This window comes from Bacillus cereus (assembly GCF_002567495.1).
Taxonomy (GTDB): domain Bacteria; phylum Bacillota; class Bacilli; order Bacillales; family Bacillaceae_G; genus Bacillus_A; species Bacillus_A cereus_AQ.
In genome coordinates this window covers 25153-42621 of sequence record NZ_NVAP01000032.1, presented here as the reverse complement: position 1 = coordinate 42621, position 17469 = coordinate 25153, and the positions used below count along the sequence as shown (strand labels likewise).

Here is a 17469-nt window from a genome sequence, read left to right as displayed (position 1 = left end):
AAAATAAAGACGTTAAAAATCTAAACCTACGTGAATGGGACTGTCCTTCTTGTCGTACACACCATGATAGGGATATTAACGCAAGTATCAATCTAAAGAATGAAGCGATAAGGCTTCTAACCGCAAGGACTGCGGGGTTAGCCTAATCAATTAGAGTTCGATAGAACTCTTTACTTAGGAATCCCTCACTTCTAAACGAAGTGAAAGTGGGGGGAGTTCAAGTAGGTTCAAAGACAAGTAAAGCCTATCCTCAATCTCGTATTGGTATTAATGAATACGAAGCACCTATAAGGTATCTAGAAAATTCTAACCCGACGCTTGAAGGAAACTATGGAATTGTTAATGATTTTCAATTTAAAAATGTGGCAGGAAAGAAAATTAGAATTAAGCCTGAAAGTATATCAGAAAATGATAAAGTCAACCGATCCAGAGAAATTCCCGCCACTAGCATTTTTTTTACAAGTAACGTACTGGACTTCAGGAACTTGGAAATGTACAACTAAATTAAATAAACCTGATCAATATCATTATATAACTATTCCAGCAGATCAACATGTGAAATTTATATTACCAGGTGGTAATAATGGCAATAACCTTTTTGAAATTATAGAATAATGTTTTGGAAGTTAGAATTAAATAAATAGACAGAGTCATATTGTTGATGCCAATTTAAATAAAAATGTAAGAGAATAAAAAAATCGTCAGTTGCTTTTTAAAAGCGCTGACGATTTTTTGTATTGTCTCGTAGCTAGACTTAATTATTAAAAGCTAAATAAATTTCTATATAGTGAAAAATTAAAGAAATTAAATAGGAATTTGGGACTATATTTGTTTTAAAGGGATTGAGGTGGATCTAATTTCATTGAATCTATCATAACTTTAATATTTTTCGAATTACCTTTAACAGATAGTTTCACTTTTTCAATTTCCAATGTTTTTGAAAAATCTTCATTTCCTATTGAACCAATTAACTGATCTAATTCATTAGTCCATGTAATGTTAGTAGCTTGAATCATTGCCTTAATCGTAGGTATATCTGCGTAGCCAGTATACATAATTCCATCAACTACTTTTCCGTTTTCTCCTAACATGACACTTACCCATTTCATATCTTGATGTGATTTAGCTACTTCTTTAGGGTAATAAAACCTATATGTATTGGATTGCTTTTCTAGTTCAAGATTAAATGGAAGAATTTCAATACCTTGTGTAGATACAGTACTCTTAATTTTATTATAGTTTTTTAAATATTCTTCTGCTGTCATATGTTTAAGCGCAACTTTTTCTTTTACATCCACTGGCTCTTTTTCGGTTGCTTCTAATTTGGTGAGAGTATCTTTGTGTTCTATATTTGTGCAACCTAACAGGCTAGCCGCTATCAGAAAGGTTCCGAGTATAAGTATTTTCTTTGGCATAAAATCTCTCCTTAAGTGATATAGGAAAAATGCCGAAAGAGTTGATATCCTTAACAATTTCGGCATTTTTCAAGTTTGGATACTTAATGTTTTTTATAACGAAAAAGAATCATTTATATGACCTAATTGATTTAAGAAAGAACAGTACAATTAGTCCTGAAATAAATAATAAGACCCCATTTATTAATAAGATTAATGGTGGACCATATATGTCAGCGAAAAATGAGGAAATTGCTAAAGCAACCGGTGATGCAATACTCGTAAGAGAACCAAGTGTTCCAAAAGTCCTCCCCTGTAACTCAGGATCTACCTCAACTTTAATAATCACATTGACAAGCAATGTACAAAATGAAAAAAGTATTCCTAAGAGGAGAATTAATGGTACTGCATAAAGAACAGATGGAGCAAAAGATAGCCCTACAAAGATTGGAGCTAGTAAAACCATACTAAGGATTATCCACCAACCCCGTCGATGTAACTTATTATCAAAAAAGATAATAATGCCTGCGCCTAACATATAACCTATTGGAATGCTAGATTCAATTATCCCAAATTCAATCGGATTTGCCTTCCACACTTTTACAGACATTACTTGAATAAGCATTAATGAAGCAGTGAAAAATGTGATTAAAGTAGGCGAGAGTATAATAACAGATTTAGCAAAAGGGTTCTGCCATATATACTTGAATCCTGCAACAAGGTCCTCTTGAAATGAATTTTTGATTCCTGTTTTTTTTGTAGAATTAGGAAACTTTCCACTTAACAACACTAAAATAGCGGATAACATAAAAGTAACTGCGTCAACGGAGATAGCAATGCTACCACCAAATGCTGCAACTACAACTCCTCCTATTGCTAGCCCCGAAATACGAGATACATTATCTGCTACATTTAATACTCCAGTAGCTTGTTGAACTTTGTCTTTTCCTACAATATCAACTAAGGAAGCATGGAATGCAGGTGACTGAAATAATCCTGCACAGGAAGTAAGAGCGGTTAAGATAATAATAAGAATAAAGGGGGTACCGGGTATTGCAATACAAAATGCGATGCTTAGTATTAAAAGACTTCTTATTATATCTGTTATCCACATTAGTTTTCTACGATCTACCCTATCTGCAACAGTACCTGCAATGGAAGAAAACAACATGCTCATTACCATATGAGTTATGGCAATTGTAGACATTAATTTGGCACTTCCTGTTGCTTGTAGTACCCAAAGGTTTAAAGCAATACTGTGAAATGAATTTCCGAACATTGATAAGGTATAACCTGTAAATACAAAAGTAAATGTACGATTTTTCCATAATGTCTTTTTCGAAGAAACAGCAAGAGCGGAATCTAATTCGACCTGTTGTTGCATAGTATTGTCACCTCACAAATTTAAGTATCTCATTTGTAAAAATTTGTTTGCAAACTAATAGTGGTGAACTTTAGTAATCAAGTTAATTAGATGATTAATGAAATGGAATCTAATTGTAAAAGAGCTATATTAATATAAAATATTGTTATTTTGATGTAAAAACGGTAGGTATAAAATGGATTTAAGTACATAAATGTTTGAAAAACAAAATGCAATATAAATTGATCATAGAAATCTTAGAATGTAAGTGGATATAAATTTTTATGAAATTAAATTACTAGAAAATATCTACTAATGGCACTATCAAATTTGTAGAAGTAAATCTTTAATTATAGAGAAAATGTTAATTAGCATTTAGGGAGGAACATTTTAACTGTACAATAGTGCTTTAATTTTTATATAAGATTTTTAAAAATAAAATATTTCTCCAGATTATTTTGAAATTTCTTTACAGCTTTTCCCTAGATTTTTAATATTTGTAAGAGCGGAAGCTATATTTATATTTTATAGTTTATTTTGGAATATAAGATTGGTATTAGTAGTATAAATAGTATTTTTATTAATAATCTAGTATTTACTTTTAATACTCCTCTCCGCATAAATTTTTACCAAATATTTTCAGGTGAATATTACCAAATAAAAAATGTTTTGTCTATGCATTTTATTTGGGCTATATTTTGTAAGCATAATTCTATGTAAGAATTTTCTATATGTATCCTCCCTATATAATGACATTTTTTCCCTTACTTCGACATAAATCAAATGTTACAGTTTATAGGACAAATATAGAACCCACTTGTAGACATTATGTTGTATGAAAAATTGAATTGAAACATGAGTTACTAGTTAGGAGGCGAAATATATTTTAACTATTTTTCAAATAGTACTTAAGGGTAGAGTGCTAAACGTTTGAAAATAGCTGGTAAATGCTTCTATGGGATGGAGGTTGTCATTTGAAAGAAAAAAATAAGCTTAAGATGAATAGGAACAACGTTAATTTTTCTAAAGATATAATATATCAAATTGTAACGGACAGATTCCATAATGGATGCCCATCATATAATCCAAAAGGGGAATTATACGATAAATCTAGGGAAAATAAAAAGAAATACTTTGGTGGAGATTGGATAGGGATTATTGAAAAATTAAATACAAATTATTTTACTGAACTAGGTGTGACGTCATTATGGATATCTCAACCGGTAGAAAATATCTTTACTCCAATAAATGATTTGGTAGGAAGTACTTCATATCATGGATATTGGGCTCGTGATTTTAAAAGAACAAATCCTTTTTTTGGGACATTTGAAGACTTTCAAACCTTAATAACAACCGCTCATGCAAAAGATATAAAAATTATTATGGATTTTGCACCTAATCACACTTCACCAGCATTACATGATGATGCGACCTATGCTGAAAATGGTAGATTATACGATAATGGATTGTTACTTGGTGGATACGATAATGATTACAATCATTATTTTCATCATAATGGTGGGACGGATTTTGAAGAATATGAGGACGGAGTTTATCGTAATTTATTTGATCTTGCAGATCTAAATCACCAAAATATAGCTATTGATTTGTATTTTAAAGAAGCTATTAAACTATGGCTAGATCAAGGGATAGATGGTATACGAGTTGACGCAGTAAAACACATGTCATATGGCTGGCAAAAAAGTTGGCTAAATTCAATCTATAATTATAGACCAGTATTTATTTTTGGTGAATGGTATATCAATCCGAATGAGTATGACCATAGAAATGTTGATTTTGCAAATAATAGTGGTATGAGTTTATTAGATTTTAGTTTTGCTCATAAAGTACGTGAAGTTTTTCGAGATGGAATGGATTCCATGCATGGGTTACACAAAATGATTGAAGAAACATATCAAACTTATAATGATGTAAATAATCTTGTTACTTTTATTGACAATCATGATATGGACCGTTTTCACATTAATGGACAAAGTAAACGTAGAATAGAACAATCATTAGTATTCTTGTTAACTTCAAGGGGAATACCTTCTGTATACTATGGTACAGAGCAATATATGGTTGGAAATGGAGATCCGAACAATCGTGGTCAAATGGAATCTTTTGATGTGAATACAGATAACTTTAAGATAATACAATCTTTATCTTCGCTTCGTAGTTTAAATTATGCACTTCCATATGGAAATACTAAAGAAAGATATATAACTGATGATATTTATGTATATGAAAGGTACTTTGGAAGTGATGTGGTTTTAATAGCGTTGAATCGAAATTTAACAGAAGGATATGAAATAAAAGATGTTAAAACAATTCTTCCTTCTAGAAAGTATAAGGACATATTAGATGGCCTTTTAGATGGTGAAGCAATTAGAGTTGAAAATAATAATATAGATTCATTATGGCTTGGACCTGGGTCAGTACATGTTTGGCACCATAAAGGAGTAAATAGTATACCTTTAATAGGAACTGTGGGACATAAAATGACAACAGTTGGTCAAATAATTTGTATTGAAGGATGTGGTTTTACTTCTAAAAAAGGATCCGTATTTTTTTGGGAAAAAGAGGCGGAAGTTGTTTCATGGTCACATACCAGTATAAAAGTAAAAATTCCAGAAGTGAACGATGGTAAATATGAAATTACTGTTATAACAGATACAGGAACTAGGAGTAATATCTATAAACATGTAGAGGTCTTAAATAAAAAGCAAGTTTGTATTCGATTTGTTATTGAAAATGGATATGAAATACCAGAGAGTGAAGTTTTTATAATGGGGAACACATATTCATTAGGAAATATGAATCCTTGCAAAGCAGTAGGGCCATTGTTTAATCAAATAATGTATCAATTTCCTACGGGTTATTTTGATATAAGTGTTCCGGCTGATACCTTGCTTGAATTTAAATTTATTAGAAAGATCAATAACACACTATTGATTGAAGGCGGAGAGAATCATAAGTATCGGACCCCGAGTTTTGGAACTGGAGAGGTGGTTGTAAAGTGGCAAACTGCAGAAAAAACTATCTTGGTAGAGTCTTAAATATATGGGGCTACTTTTTTTGACAATTGTAATTAAAATCGGGGGGATGTCATCCTGTCCCCTAAAACAAAAGCTTATACAAAAAAACTCTCTTAAAAGTTAATAAAGAATACGGTTTTAAAGCTAAAAAATCTGTATTAATGAAAGTGAAAAATAGAAAATTGGAGGTTACTATGGAACGAGCTTCTAAAGTGATTACGATTGAAAATTTTCATTCTGAAATACTTGAGAATAGTAGGAAACTATTTATATATTTACCACCTGGTTATGAAAGTAATTCGCACCAAAAATATCCTGTATTATATATGCATGCTGGACAACGCCTGTTTGAACCTTTAATAAAAAATGATGAATCATGGAATGTCCACAAAACGACTGATATGCTAATTTATGAAGGGAAAATTCAAGAGATAATAATAGTAGGTATAGCACATAAAAGAATTATAGAAAATAATGAGTTTTGTCATTTTATTTCACCAGATAAACATATAGAATGCTCAGGGTTATTATATGAGAAATTTATAATCAATGAGGTGAAACCTTACATTGATGAAAATTTTAGAACATTGACTAGTGCTGAAAATACAGCTCTAATAGGGTCATCAGCAGGTGGTTTATCAACTTATAATATTGGTTTCCGCAATCCTGAAGTATTTGGGAAAATTGGGATGTTATCTCCATTCTTTGTGAAAGTTGAAGATGATCATTCGGAATTAAAATTATATGAAATGTATGAAGGAAAAAAAGACTTGAAAATATGGATGGATATAGGTAGTGCGGAAGGTTTTTTCTTGGTAAAACATGTGAGAGATATTGCAGAAACTTTATTGGAAAGTGGTTACAAATATAGAGATGACTTAATTTTTTATCAGGATCCAAATGGTGCACATTTTGAAAAAGACTGGGGAGAACGTATGCATCTACCATTAATATATTTCTTTGGAGATGTTGGCAATATAGTTAATGTTACATTAGATGGGCGAGATGTAGTTGGATTAACAGGAATGAAAGTGAAAATTAATCCAATTGTTTCGTTCAATAGTGGTTTTGAAATGAGTGTTTTAGATGGTGTGTTTGTAGTCGATAAACCAGACGTGCTAGAGGTTATGGGGGATGGAACAATTATACCTAAGAAAATAGGAGAAGCCGAAGTTACCTTTGTTACACAAGGTGTAAAAGGGATACCTAAAAAATATAAGGTAATAGAAACATTATCAGAATTTGTAGATGTTTCTGTAACAGTCGAAGTACCTGAAAATACACCAGTTGGTGAACGAATTTATATGAGTGTTGGCATGATACTAGATAGAATAGAAAAAAATCGTTTTGCAGGGAATTTTAAAGTACCGAGGGACCTTGCATGCAGGTTTAAGTTTTCAAGGGGCTTTAGGCTCTTTGAAGTGGATAAATTAGGACAACCTATTTCAGATAGAAAATTTAAAGCTACTAAGGACTTACAGTTGAATTATACTGTTGAGAACTGGATAGGGCTGTAAAAAAATAAATATGGGGTGAGTGCTGTAGTGAAAATGAAAGAATTAATTCCAACTTTTGATGTCCCTTATTATTATTCATGCTATATACCAATTCTTCACGATAAATTAAAAAGTATGGGTAGTATTAGTTACATGAGTTTAATAGCGAATGAAGAGCTATATAGTATACCATCATATCGTATGGATACTATCACATCCGTACCTTCTGTAGCAAGATATACACAGTTGTTAGAATATAATCAAACATTTCGTATGGAGAAACATGTATATTCTAATTTCGAAAAAGGGCTTCAATATATAAAAGAATGTTTGAATCGTCAAGAAGTATTTATTTCCTTAGGAAGTACCTTTTTTCTACCATATAGTAATGATTATTTGAACCCCAAATTTATAAAAAGTCATATAGATGTCCATACGGATAAATATGTTACAGACCATTACCTCGCAATTAACAAACTTACAGAAGATAGAGTATTTGTTCAAGATCCAGTTCCTAATAAATTTATGGGTGAGATATTAATGGAGGAGTTTCATTCTTTTTGGAAAGGAGGAAAAGCTATACCTGAATTGGCTCAAGCAAAAGGTATAGAAAGAATTTCATCTTACTCATCAATTGATGTGATTATACAGGAAAAAATAAGCATGGAAAATCTTAAAGATGTTTTTTTGAGAACACTAAAAAAAATATCAAGTGAGTATGTTCGAGGTTTAATTATGCAAAAAAACAATAAGATATATTATTTTGGTAAGATTGCAGCCCTTGAACTTAAAGAAAATATAAATGCAGATTTTCATAAACAAAGAAATATGTTTCCTTTGTATTTGAAATGTTTATTTGATATGAGATGGAGTAGATATTTTTTATATGACTTACTTATAGACATGAACGAGTTATTTAAAGATAAATTTATTCATATTACTAGTGAGTTAATGGATATAAAACAATCATGGGAAAGACTGTATAAGATTGCACATATTAAATTATTAAAAAAAGATAGTAACTTAAGTGATCTCGAATCTTTTAATTTGATAATGATGGATATTATTAATAGAGAGTGTGTCTTACATGAGAATATTTTATTTCTTCTGCAACATAATTATAGTCTTCAGTCTTAATAGGGAAAAGATAATTGAGAGAAGTAGAGTAAGGCTACTACGTATACTTACAAACTTTATCAGTAGAAGAATAAGTGTATTTAGTGTTGATGTTATATACTACTACAATTGCCGGAAGGAAATCTTCATAGTAAAAAGATGATTTATAAAAAGGAGTGTATTTACTTGGAAGATACAAATAAAGAAAAGATTATTCAAATCGTATTGTGCTGTGTTGAAGAAGTGAATGAAAATCTTGAAAATAAAATTGATCTTGAAAAAGGCTTGAAAGCACATCTTTATGATTGGGAGGGATATTTAGATTCGTTAGGGCTGGTATCTTTATTGGTAAATATTGAACAAGGCTTAGAAGATGAATTGGGTTTATCAGTTGATTTGGTGAATTTAGATACAATGTCACAACATAATAGCCCATTTAAAACAATAGAAGCATTAGTTGCGTATATTTTAGAATGCCAGGAACAATTAAAATCACTAACATAACAAAATATTAAAGGAGAAAATTTAAAAGGAGGTTAGGTATGCATATTGATTTTTTATTTGAAAGATTTGAAATGAATAAAGAATGCGAAGCTATTGTTTGGGAGGATAAAACTTACACATATGAGTGGTTTCTAAATCAAATAAAGATTTATACAAAGGAGTTAAATGAACATAGAAAGATGGATTATACTATAGTCTCTTTGGAAGCGGATTATTCTCCATACTCTATATCAATGTTTTTAGCACTTATTGAATTAGGATGTACTGTAGTACCGATATTAAATTCATTGGTTGATAGTAAGAAGAAAGAATACTATGAAATAGTTGAATTAGAAAATGTAATTAAAGTTGAAAGGGGAAGCTTTCAAATAATCAATATACAAAGGGATTACATTCAAAATGAATTATTATTACAACTGAAAAAGTTAAAACATCCAGGATTAGTATTGTTTTCATCTGGTACAACCGGACGTAGTAAAGCAATTGTACATGATTTTACATTACTTCAAAAGAAGTACAGTGTCGCAAGGAGTGCAAAACGTGTTATACCATTTATGTTATTTGATCACATTGGAGGAGTTAATACTCTATTCCAAATTATTTCCAGCTTAGGGTGTTTGGTAATTATTGATGATCGTACCCCTAATCGAGTATGTAATATGATTGAGAAACATCAAGTACAAGCTTTACCCGCATCACCAACTTTTATAAATCTACTTATACTGAGTGAGGTTTATAAAAGGTATAATTTAAATAGTTTGCAGACTATTTCTTATGGATCAGAAGTTATGCCTGAGGCTACACTAAGTAAAATAAACGAAATATTCCCTTGTGTCAAAATTATACAAATGTATGGGTTATCAGAATATGGAGTTTTATATTCACAATCTAAATCGAATGATTCCTTGTGGATCAAACTAAGCGATGAGAATATTGAGTCAAGAGTAATGGATGGAATGTTGCAGATCAAATCAGTGTCTACAATGATTGGTTATATTAATGCTCCAAGTCCATTTACTCAAGATGGCTGGCTTATGACAGGAGATATGGTGGAAGTAGATGGAGATTATATTAAAATTTTAGGAAGAAAATCAGAGATTATAAATATTGGCGGAGAAAAAGTATTTCCAGCTGAAGTTGAAAATGTAATACAGCTAATGGATGGAGTAGAGGAGGTTGCTGTTGTTGGTGAAAAAAATGCAATCACAGGGCAAATGGTTAAGGTGGTGGTTAAATTAAATACAAATGAAAGTGTAAGTGAATTTAGAAAGCGATTAAGAGAGTTCTGTAAAGATAAACTACCATTATATAAGATTCCACAGAAAGTGGTATTAACAACTGAGAAAATGCATACAGAGCGTTTTAAAAAAGATAAGAAGGTATTTATGTAACCAAAAGTTGAAGTCCTTTTTATACAATAATTTTTAAAAAAATTATAAATCCCTTATGTTTTGAAAAAATCTTTTCAAAATATAAGGGATTCTTTTTGTTTTTTTCGGATCTAAATTAAGTAATTCATATAAATAAGCTTCTTCGCCAAAAAAGAGTTTACGTGTTAAGGAGAAACTTTATGTTTATAGAGTGTGTTGTTGTTTATTATTACGATTCGATAGTAATTTATCTAATGAAATAGATTGGCTTTTATTTACTACAAAAAATAAAGAAACAGCCAATAATAATAAATCAAATTCATATCCTCCTATAAATCCTTGATCAAATTTCACAGTAATAATGGCTCCGGCCATAAGTAAAGAAAATAAGGTTGAAATAATTCGTGTACCAAGCCCCAAAATAACTAAAATTCCCCCCACTAGTTCAAGAATTGCTACTGGATATGCAAGCCAATCGAATATTCCTAGGCTGTTGAAGAAATTTTCCGTATTATGAATGCCATCTTGAAATTTTATGAGTCCATGAGCAAAAAAAGTTAAGCCTAATACTAATCTAATAATGAAAAAACTTAACTCATTTTTGTTTGACAATTGATTTTCTCCTTTCCTTATTCTAATGATCTATATATGATATAGAATCAAAAAACAGTATATTTTTTTGTTTTTCAACTTTACTACTTGATCACTTTTTGTTTATAGGAATAAGGTTCTATCTCTTTAATATTTATTTCAATATCCTGAAGTACTGTATTGTTAATGGATCCTTCAATTATTCCAAATGTTTTATTTAGGATGTGACCGGCACTTTTAAACCCAACATAATGTCCACGAACCATACGTGGAAAACATGCACCAAACATGCCTTGTATTGTTATAATTGATTGGAAATGTAGAACCTCAGTAATTAATGTTCCTATCATTGCTATTTTCATTTTACTATTTGGAGGTACTTTAATAGAATGTTCAATTGAAGGAGAGGTATGAATTAATTTTGAATTACTTTCTCCTACAAAAGTTGAAATATTACATTCATTACCCGATTGAAATTTACCTGCAATAATAAGATTTGATTTTAAAGTTAAACCTGTAATAGATTTCGAAGTCCAAGATTGTATATTGGCCCATTGTTCTTTTATTGTCACTACAATCTCTTTTTCTTCATTATTAGGATTATATACAAATTGCTCCTTTAGGGTTATTTCATTTATTGAAGGTTCTTCAAAATCTCGAAATATAAAAGGGCCCAGCATTTTATAACAAGCGTGATCATAACGTTCAGTAATAGCAGGCTTATTATGAATTGGAAACGTCTCATTATTTACTGCAATTTCATCAGGAAGTATTCCATAAAGTTCTTTAAACGCATCCATTATGGAATCTGTAGTTGAATCTAATGAATCTAGATCTGAAAAAGATAATTTTTCTTGTATAATCATACTAATGCTCCTTACCTATTTGTGTATTTTATTTATTTGTTTGATCGTGGTCAAATAACATTGAAAATATGAAGAAGAGATAAATTAATTAATAGTTTGACAGATACAATAATTAATAACATTTGAGAATAAATTCCATTTCCTACTGTGGGATTCCTATCAATTAATACTCGTTAGAAATTTATAAAGATTTGATTGAATTTTAGGAAAATAGAGGTTGTTATTGAAAATCTAACTAAGGATAAAGTTATGGAACGGATTATTAAGGATGGAAAATAACGGATAAATAGCAGAGAGATGAATACGAACGAAAGAAAATCTTGTGGACCATAAAGAATTTAAGAGATAGAGGTATAAATAACAGTACAGATAAGGTTGAAGAAACCTACAAAAGGTTTATCAACTCTAGCTAAATGATAAAAACCCTGCAGGGGATGCAGGGCAAGACTAAGGGTATTGAAGAATTGTCGATTCTAAAAGTAAAGGACTTCTTGGAATGTTTTAAGTTTAACACGTAATATATTAAAACGTTATATAATGATGTTACAAAAATGTGAATATAAAAAACTCTAATAAGTATTATGAAAAAGTTGATAATCTATAGAAGTTATAAGGGATTATGTTTGCAATGGTGTCTTTATAGAGTTAATAGGACAGGCTTTTGTTTGTCTTAATATTCGGGAATCTAGTAGAATTCCCCAACTAATAGACAGGTTCCTGGGTATTACGAAGCGTGAAAGCATCAAAAAAGCCCGTACAGAAGTACAGGCCAGTTGATACACATATCGGTAACTAAATATTAATAGAAATACTTAGTAAGTACTATTGAAAAAATAAAAAACTGCTTTTCCCCTAAGACGGTTTGAAGAAAACATATATAATAAAGCACTTATATTATACCAAATGTTTTCTCCTACCTTAAATCAAGGAATGATTTGGGAATTATTGAGAATCCAGTGTTAATTGGCAATCATCATGATTCATCAGCCGATAATTTTATTGGAAATTGCGAAAGGTGTTCTCAAGAGGTTTATTAAGGTAATGAGTATTTTTACTTTGATGGTGTTTATATACATAACTCAACGGAATGCGTTGACAAAACAAAATTGAAGCTGAAATTCAAATTATGAAGAGTTTAGTTAAACGATATAAACAAAGTAAAGAACCTAATGCTGTATTTCGATGTTTTTTATGAACGCCAAGGAAAATCTACTATACGCTAAGGAATAGTAATAAAAAGATGATACCAATAAAACTGTATAAAAACAAAAAGAATCCTAATAGGGGTAATTCTTTATGAAAGTTGAGCATGACAAACCGCCTTGGATATATAGAATATTTTAATATGTTGTTGATCTATTTAAAAAGGAAAAAATAACTTGGTACATTGGATTAGAGGATATCTATATAAATAGGTAGAATCTAATTATTTGGTTCATATTTTAATCCAAGGGGTACAAATTCGATGCGACGTGAAAAGGATTTGTTGAAACAATGGAAGGCGGATTTACAAGCTATTCAAGAAGAGAAAAGGCTGAAGAAGAAGGCTAAGAAAAAGAATAAGAAGTATAGCATTTCGGGTAAAACGGCTGACTTCATGGATGGAAAGAATACTTATTGTAAAGATAATGGGGTATGGAAGCAAAGAAATAAATAATGTGAGGATAAATAAGTTTGATCAAGCTTATAGCAATTATCGGAGGCTCTGCCGTGATTTGAGAGGGGACTTGTTTGTTGTTAAGGAAAGATAATAAAACAAACAAATACAATGAACGAAAAAATACCTGAGACTATTGCCACAGGTAGGCTTGTACAGTTAATAAAAACAATTTTATTAATGTACTATTTTGGATGTAGATTTAATTCAGTGAGATTCGAAACTATAATGCCATGATTTGAGAATGAGCTCAAGAGTTTTTGTTGATTCATGCCGCTCTATAATCTTTGTTTTTAAGCTTCGTTCTAATATCTATAAATCCTTTAATCATTATAGTCGTGCATATTAGCTTGAGCCAACGAAACTCCTGGTGGAATATTAGTCCAGAGAAGAATTCATAAGCGTATAATAAACCGACAATTGGGAATAGCCAAGTCATAAATTTCAAATCTTTTAGATGAAACTTATAATTATTAATCTTTTTCCACATATGTATTAACTCCTATTTTCCTTATGTTCTGTAATTTTTCTTGATAATATCTCGCATGTTTAGGATAAAGAATAGAAGGAAAACCAAGGCTATGATTCCGTGAAGCCAGTAGTATGTATGTCCTGTTGTGAATTCAGTAAAGAAAGAGAAGGAACTCCAAACTAAAAGGAATGTTGAACAGATAGTAGAGATCAATAATGAACCAAAACTCCTCATGATTGTCACCTCGATTCAAAATGTTAGTGGTCATTTATAATTACACATTCGAATAAATAAATTTAAAAGGGTAGGATTTAATAAAATAATTTAAAGGAATTACTGTAAGGAGGAGAATATGGATAGGTAGCGAATCCACTGCTTTTTTCTAATTCCGATATATCTTAATCGCATATAAGTAAAGACGTAAAGTATTATATGAAAATTTAAAAATGTAAACAAGAGAAGTTATACAAATGACATTAAATAGTATGTATGAACACATAGTAAAGGGGTAAGTGTATTTATTGTTAGCCATATTGTTGAGATAACACCAGAGAGTATAGACAGCCCAGATATAACATTTAAACAAAAAATCTATGTTAACTAAAAGTAATAATCTCCTATCACAATATTTGATGGGAGATTATTACTTTTCTGAGGATAAAATTAAATACCTTTATTATTTCTGTAAACATTGGTATTGCTATAATCCTTTTATAGCCGCAATAGATGCGTAAACATAAGCAAGATGATTATAAGCAGTTGCGATAAGTCCTTTACTATTTGCATTTCCACTTTAATTATTACAATCCCCTTTTAACATACTTTTAGAGAAACGATTTGGATATAAAGCAAAAAGCATTCCATAGGGACTTCCTTTCCAATAGCGTTGTAAGGGTGTCCGTAATTTTTGTTTTATGAGCCATCGTTGATTAAATACTTTTAATAGCTGTTTTTCACCCAGTTTTTCTTTCTCTTCAATGGTCCATCTTAATGCTTCTAGTGCTTTACATTTGGACCAAAATCCAACTGGTGTAACTTTAAATTCCCATTCTTTAAAGCGACCTTGATATAAGTCGTTTATCATTTTAAATGGACTATTTCCCCACATTAATTGACATGGAGACGCTAATCTGTGAGTCTTTAACCACTTTATACTATATACATCCAGTATTTGTTCGGGAGTTAATTTTTCTTTTTCTTCAATGGTCCATTTCAATGCTTCTAATGCTTTTTCTTTTGTCCAAAAGTTATTGGGCGTCATGAGAAATTCCCATTCTTTAAAACGACTAGGGTACAGATCGTTAATCATTGCAAACGGACTACTATTCCAGTACATAGCCAGAGGGGCACTAAGCTTGTTTTTCTCTAACCATTTTTTCCCGTATACGCGTAAGAGCTTTTCTTTTGATAAACCTTTTTTTTCTTCAATCATCCATCTCAAAATCGTTAATGCCTTTTCTTTCGTCCAAAAATTTAAAGGAGTCATACCAAATTCCCATTCGTTAAACTCGTTTGGATATAAATCATTTATTGCTTTAAAAGGGCTACTTTCGTATCTATGTTTCAGCAAGCCTCGTAGTTTATATTTTACAAACAATTGAGTGTTCCATTTTTTTCTGATGTCTTCTTTATTCCATTTCAAAATACTGTGTAGTAAATATGTGATTACCCTGCGGGCCTGTTTATTATCCAAATCTTTTTTCCAAGTATTCGGAGGGAATCGTTTCCTTTTGCCATCCAATATTTCTTGATAAATATCTTCTATCGTAACTGCTTTCATTGCCAATATATAAATCCTCCTACATTTGTATTTATATTTGTACAATATTTCCATTATAATTAATATATCTATATTATATAATTTACATAAAATTATCATTAAAAACAACAGATAAATTAGTTTTTTCTTAAAAATCTAATTATTAGACGAATAAATATTTATTCAAATTTACTAATTTTTGGTATATACTATATTTCACATCATTATATTTGTATATTAGGAGTGTATTCGTATGGAGAAGCTTAACAAAAGCGATATCATTCGCACCGTTCCGCAAAATGGATTCTTTGGACATCCAAAAGGGTTATTTACCCTATTCTTTACAGAATTTTGGGAGCGATTTTCTTACTATGGCATGAGAGCAATATTACTTTACTATATGTATTATTCCATTTCAAAAGGTGGCCTGGGGATGGATTATGCAACAGCTGCATCCATTATGGCAATCTATGGTTCATTGGTTTACATGTCTGGAATTATTGGTGGTTGGATAGCCGATCGTCTATTAGGTTCAAGTAGAACAATATTTTGGGGTGGTGTTCTAATTATGATTGGCCATCTCATATTAGCACTACCAGGTACGGTGAGTACTTTATTTATTTCGATGGTATTTCTAGTACTTGGGACAGGATTATTAAAACCGAACGTATCTAGTATTGTTGGAGATTTATATAGTGAATCAGATACTAGGCGTGATTCAGGATTCAGCATTTTTTATATGGGTATTAATTTAGGAGCACTATTATCTCCGTTTGTGATAGGAACACTTGGTCAAAAGTATAACTTCCACCTAGGTTTTGGTGTGGCGGCAATTGGTATGTTATTCGGATTAATTTTGTATGTTCTTACGAAAAAGAAAAATCTTGGCTTAGCAGGCACACAAGTGCCGAATCCATTAACGGGCACGGAAAGAAAAAAAGTCATGACACAGTTTAGTATTGGTATAATAGCGATTGTGCTGTTGTGCGCGATAACAATCCCAACAGGTATATTGACTATTAGTCGGTTTACTTTACTAGTCAGTATCTTTGGTATTTTGATTCCAACAGGTTACTTTGTCTTTATGTATCGTAGTCCAAAGACGACAAAAATTGAAAAATCTCGCTTAATTGCATACATACCACTATTTATCGCGGCAACAATGTTTTGGGCGATTCAAGAGCAAGGAGCGATTATATTAGCTACTTATGCTGATAAACGTACGCAACTAAACTTGGCAGGACTTGAGGTCCAATCTTCATGGTTCCAATCCTTAAGCCCTATTTATATTGTTTTACTAGCACCTGTATTTGCTTGGCTATGGGTAAAGCTAAATTCACGCCAACCAAGTACAGCAATTAAATTTGCAATCGGTATATTATTCGCTGGTTTATCATTCTTAGTGATGATTATCCCTGCATATATCCATGGTACCGAATCCCTTGTTAGCCCAATTTGGTTAGTCATTAGCTTCCTTCTAGTCGTAATCGGGGAACTTTGTTTATCACCTGTAGGGTTATCTATTACTACAAAACTAGCACCAGCTGCGTTCTCTGCTCAAACAATGAGTCTATGGTTCTTAACGAGTGCTTCTGCACAAGGTATTAATGCGCAGCTTGTTCGTTTATATACTCCTGAAACTGAGATTATTTATTTCGGCGTAATTGGCGGAGTATCAATTGTTTTAAGTGTTATTTTATATTTTATGTCTCCAAAGATTCAGGTACTTATGAAAGGGATAAAATAATAGAGCTGTGCACAAAAACTTGTTACCATGCAAGTTTTTGTGCACAGTTTTTTTAGTGCTTTATCTTATGTAAAACTAGCTCCTCTTAAACGAAGA

The 17469-nt window shown here is 31.1% G+C and carries 16 protein-coding genes and 1 pseudogene; 9 read left to right on the top strand and 8 right to left on the bottom strand.

The window, feature by feature from the left end; all coding sequences use genetic code 11:
* Both COK05_RS14885 and COK05_RS14880 read left to right on the top strand, forming a co-directional pair.
* Positions 1-146: zinc ribbon domain-containing protein (locus COK05_RS14885; RefSeq protein ID WP_141539105.1), on the top strand; the 146-nt coding region annotated here is incomplete at its 5' end.
* A 184-nt stretch (positions 147-330) separates the two neighbouring features.
* The gene (locus COK05_RS14880; RefSeq protein WP_255290328.1) at positions 331-615 is read left to right on the top strand and encodes a hypothetical protein; all 285 of its coding nucleotides are present in this window, start codon (positions 331-333) and stop codon (positions 613-615) included.
* A 218-nt stretch (positions 616-833) separates the two neighbouring features.
* Here COK05_RS14880 and COK05_RS14875 read toward each other — a convergent pair whose 3' ends face one another.
* A complete protein-coding gene (locus tag COK05_RS14875; RefSeq protein ID WP_098613183.1) occupies positions 834-1415 on the bottom strand; it encodes a hypothetical protein in 582 nt (193 codons plus the stop codon).
* A gap of 109 nt (positions 1416-1524) precedes the next feature.
* On the bottom strand, positions 1525-2778 hold the full coding sequence (locus COK05_RS14870) for an MFS transporter (protein WP_001187351.1): 1254 nt from the start codon (positions 2776-2778) through the stop codon (positions 1525-1527).
* Between the two features lie 953 nt (positions 2779-3731).
* Between COK05_RS14870 and COK05_RS14865 the strand changes: the two genes are divergently transcribed.
* The 5 genes from COK05_RS14865 (at position 3732) to COK05_RS14845 (ending at position 10302) form a co-directional block, all read left to right on the top strand.
* On the top strand, positions 3732-5816 hold the full coding sequence (locus tag COK05_RS14865; protein WP_098613182.1) for an alpha-amylase family glycosyl hydrolase: 2085 nt from the start codon (positions 3732-3734) through the stop codon (positions 5814-5816).
* A gap of 173 nt (positions 5817-5989) precedes the next feature.
* Positions 5990-7312: an alpha/beta hydrolase gene (locus COK05_RS14860; RefSeq protein WP_098613181.1), complete on the top strand. Its 1323-nt coding sequence runs from the start codon at positions 5990-5992 to the stop codon at positions 7310-7312.
* Positions 7313-7339: 27 nt separating this feature from the next.
* Positions 7340-8428 carry a hypothetical protein gene (locus COK05_RS14855; protein ID WP_098613180.1) on the top strand — a complete coding sequence of 363 codons (1089 nt, stop codon included), beginning with the start codon at positions 7340-7342 and terminating at the stop codon, positions 8426-8428.
* A gap of 165 nt (positions 8429-8593) precedes the next feature.
* Entirely contained in the window at positions 8594-8911 is a 318-nt protein-coding gene (locus COK05_RS14850; protein ID WP_098613179.1) for an acyl carrier protein, read from the top strand.
* A 38-nt stretch (positions 8912-8949) separates the two neighbouring features.
* On the top strand, positions 8950-10302 hold the full coding sequence (locus COK05_RS14845) for an ANL family adenylate-forming protein (RefSeq protein ID WP_098613178.1): 1353 nt from the start codon (positions 8950-8952) through the stop codon (positions 10300-10302).
* 183 nt (positions 10303-10485) lie between these two features.
* Here COK05_RS14845 and COK05_RS14840 read toward each other — a convergent pair whose 3' ends face one another.
* Positions 10486-10893 (bottom strand): DoxX family protein, encoded by a 408-nt coding sequence (locus COK05_RS14840; RefSeq protein ID WP_098613177.1) that lies wholly within the window; start codon positions 10891-10893, stop codon positions 10486-10488.
* Positions 10894-10976: 83 nt separating this feature from the next.
* Complete coding sequence (locus tag COK05_RS14835; RefSeq protein WP_098613176.1) at positions 10977-11738, bottom strand: hydralysin-2; 762 nt, start codon at positions 11736-11738, stop codon at positions 10977-10979.
* A 1465-nt stretch (positions 11739-13203) separates the two neighbouring features.
* Between COK05_RS14835 and COK05_RS14830 the strand changes: the two genes are divergently transcribed.
* Positions 13204-13395: a hypothetical protein gene (locus COK05_RS14830; RefSeq protein ID WP_098613175.1), complete on the top strand. Its 192-nt coding sequence runs from the start codon at positions 13204-13206 to the stop codon at positions 13393-13395.
* 268 nt (positions 13396-13663) lie between these two features.
* Here the strand turns inward: COK05_RS14830 and COK05_RS31755 are convergent, their stop codons facing one another.
* The 4 genes and pseudogenes from COK05_RS31755 to COK05_RS14815 all read right to left on the bottom strand — a co-directional run bounded on the left by COK05_RS31755 (position 13664) and on the right by COK05_RS14815 (position 15653).
* Complete coding sequence (locus tag COK05_RS31755; RefSeq protein WP_098613174.1) at positions 13664-13885, bottom strand: hypothetical protein; 222 nt, start codon at positions 13883-13885, stop codon at positions 13664-13666.
* Positions 13886-13906: 21 nt separating this feature from the next.
* Positions 13907-14101, bottom strand: a complete 195-nt coding sequence (locus tag COK05_RS31750; RefSeq protein ID WP_088066746.1) for a hypothetical protein — start codon at positions 14099-14101, stop codon at positions 13907-13909.
* A 469-nt stretch (positions 14102-14570) separates the two neighbouring features.
* Positions 14571-14648: pseudogene (locus COK05_RS31745) on the bottom strand (cation-efflux pump); the annotation flags it as partial.
* A 12-nt stretch (positions 14649-14660) separates the two neighbouring features.
* Complete coding sequence (locus COK05_RS14815) at positions 14661-15653, bottom strand: DUF4046 domain-containing protein (protein ID WP_098613173.1); 993 nt, start codon at positions 15651-15653, stop codon at positions 14661-14663.
* A 226-nt stretch (positions 15654-15879) separates the two neighbouring features.
* Here COK05_RS14815 and COK05_RS14810 point away from each other — a divergent pair, with 226 nt between their 5' ends.
* Positions 15880-17373 carry a peptide MFS transporter gene (locus COK05_RS14810; RefSeq protein ID WP_098613172.1) on the top strand — a complete coding sequence of 498 codons (1494 nt, stop codon included), beginning with the start codon at positions 15880-15882 and terminating at the stop codon, positions 17371-17373.
* Positions 17374-17469 lie beyond the last annotated feature (96 nt).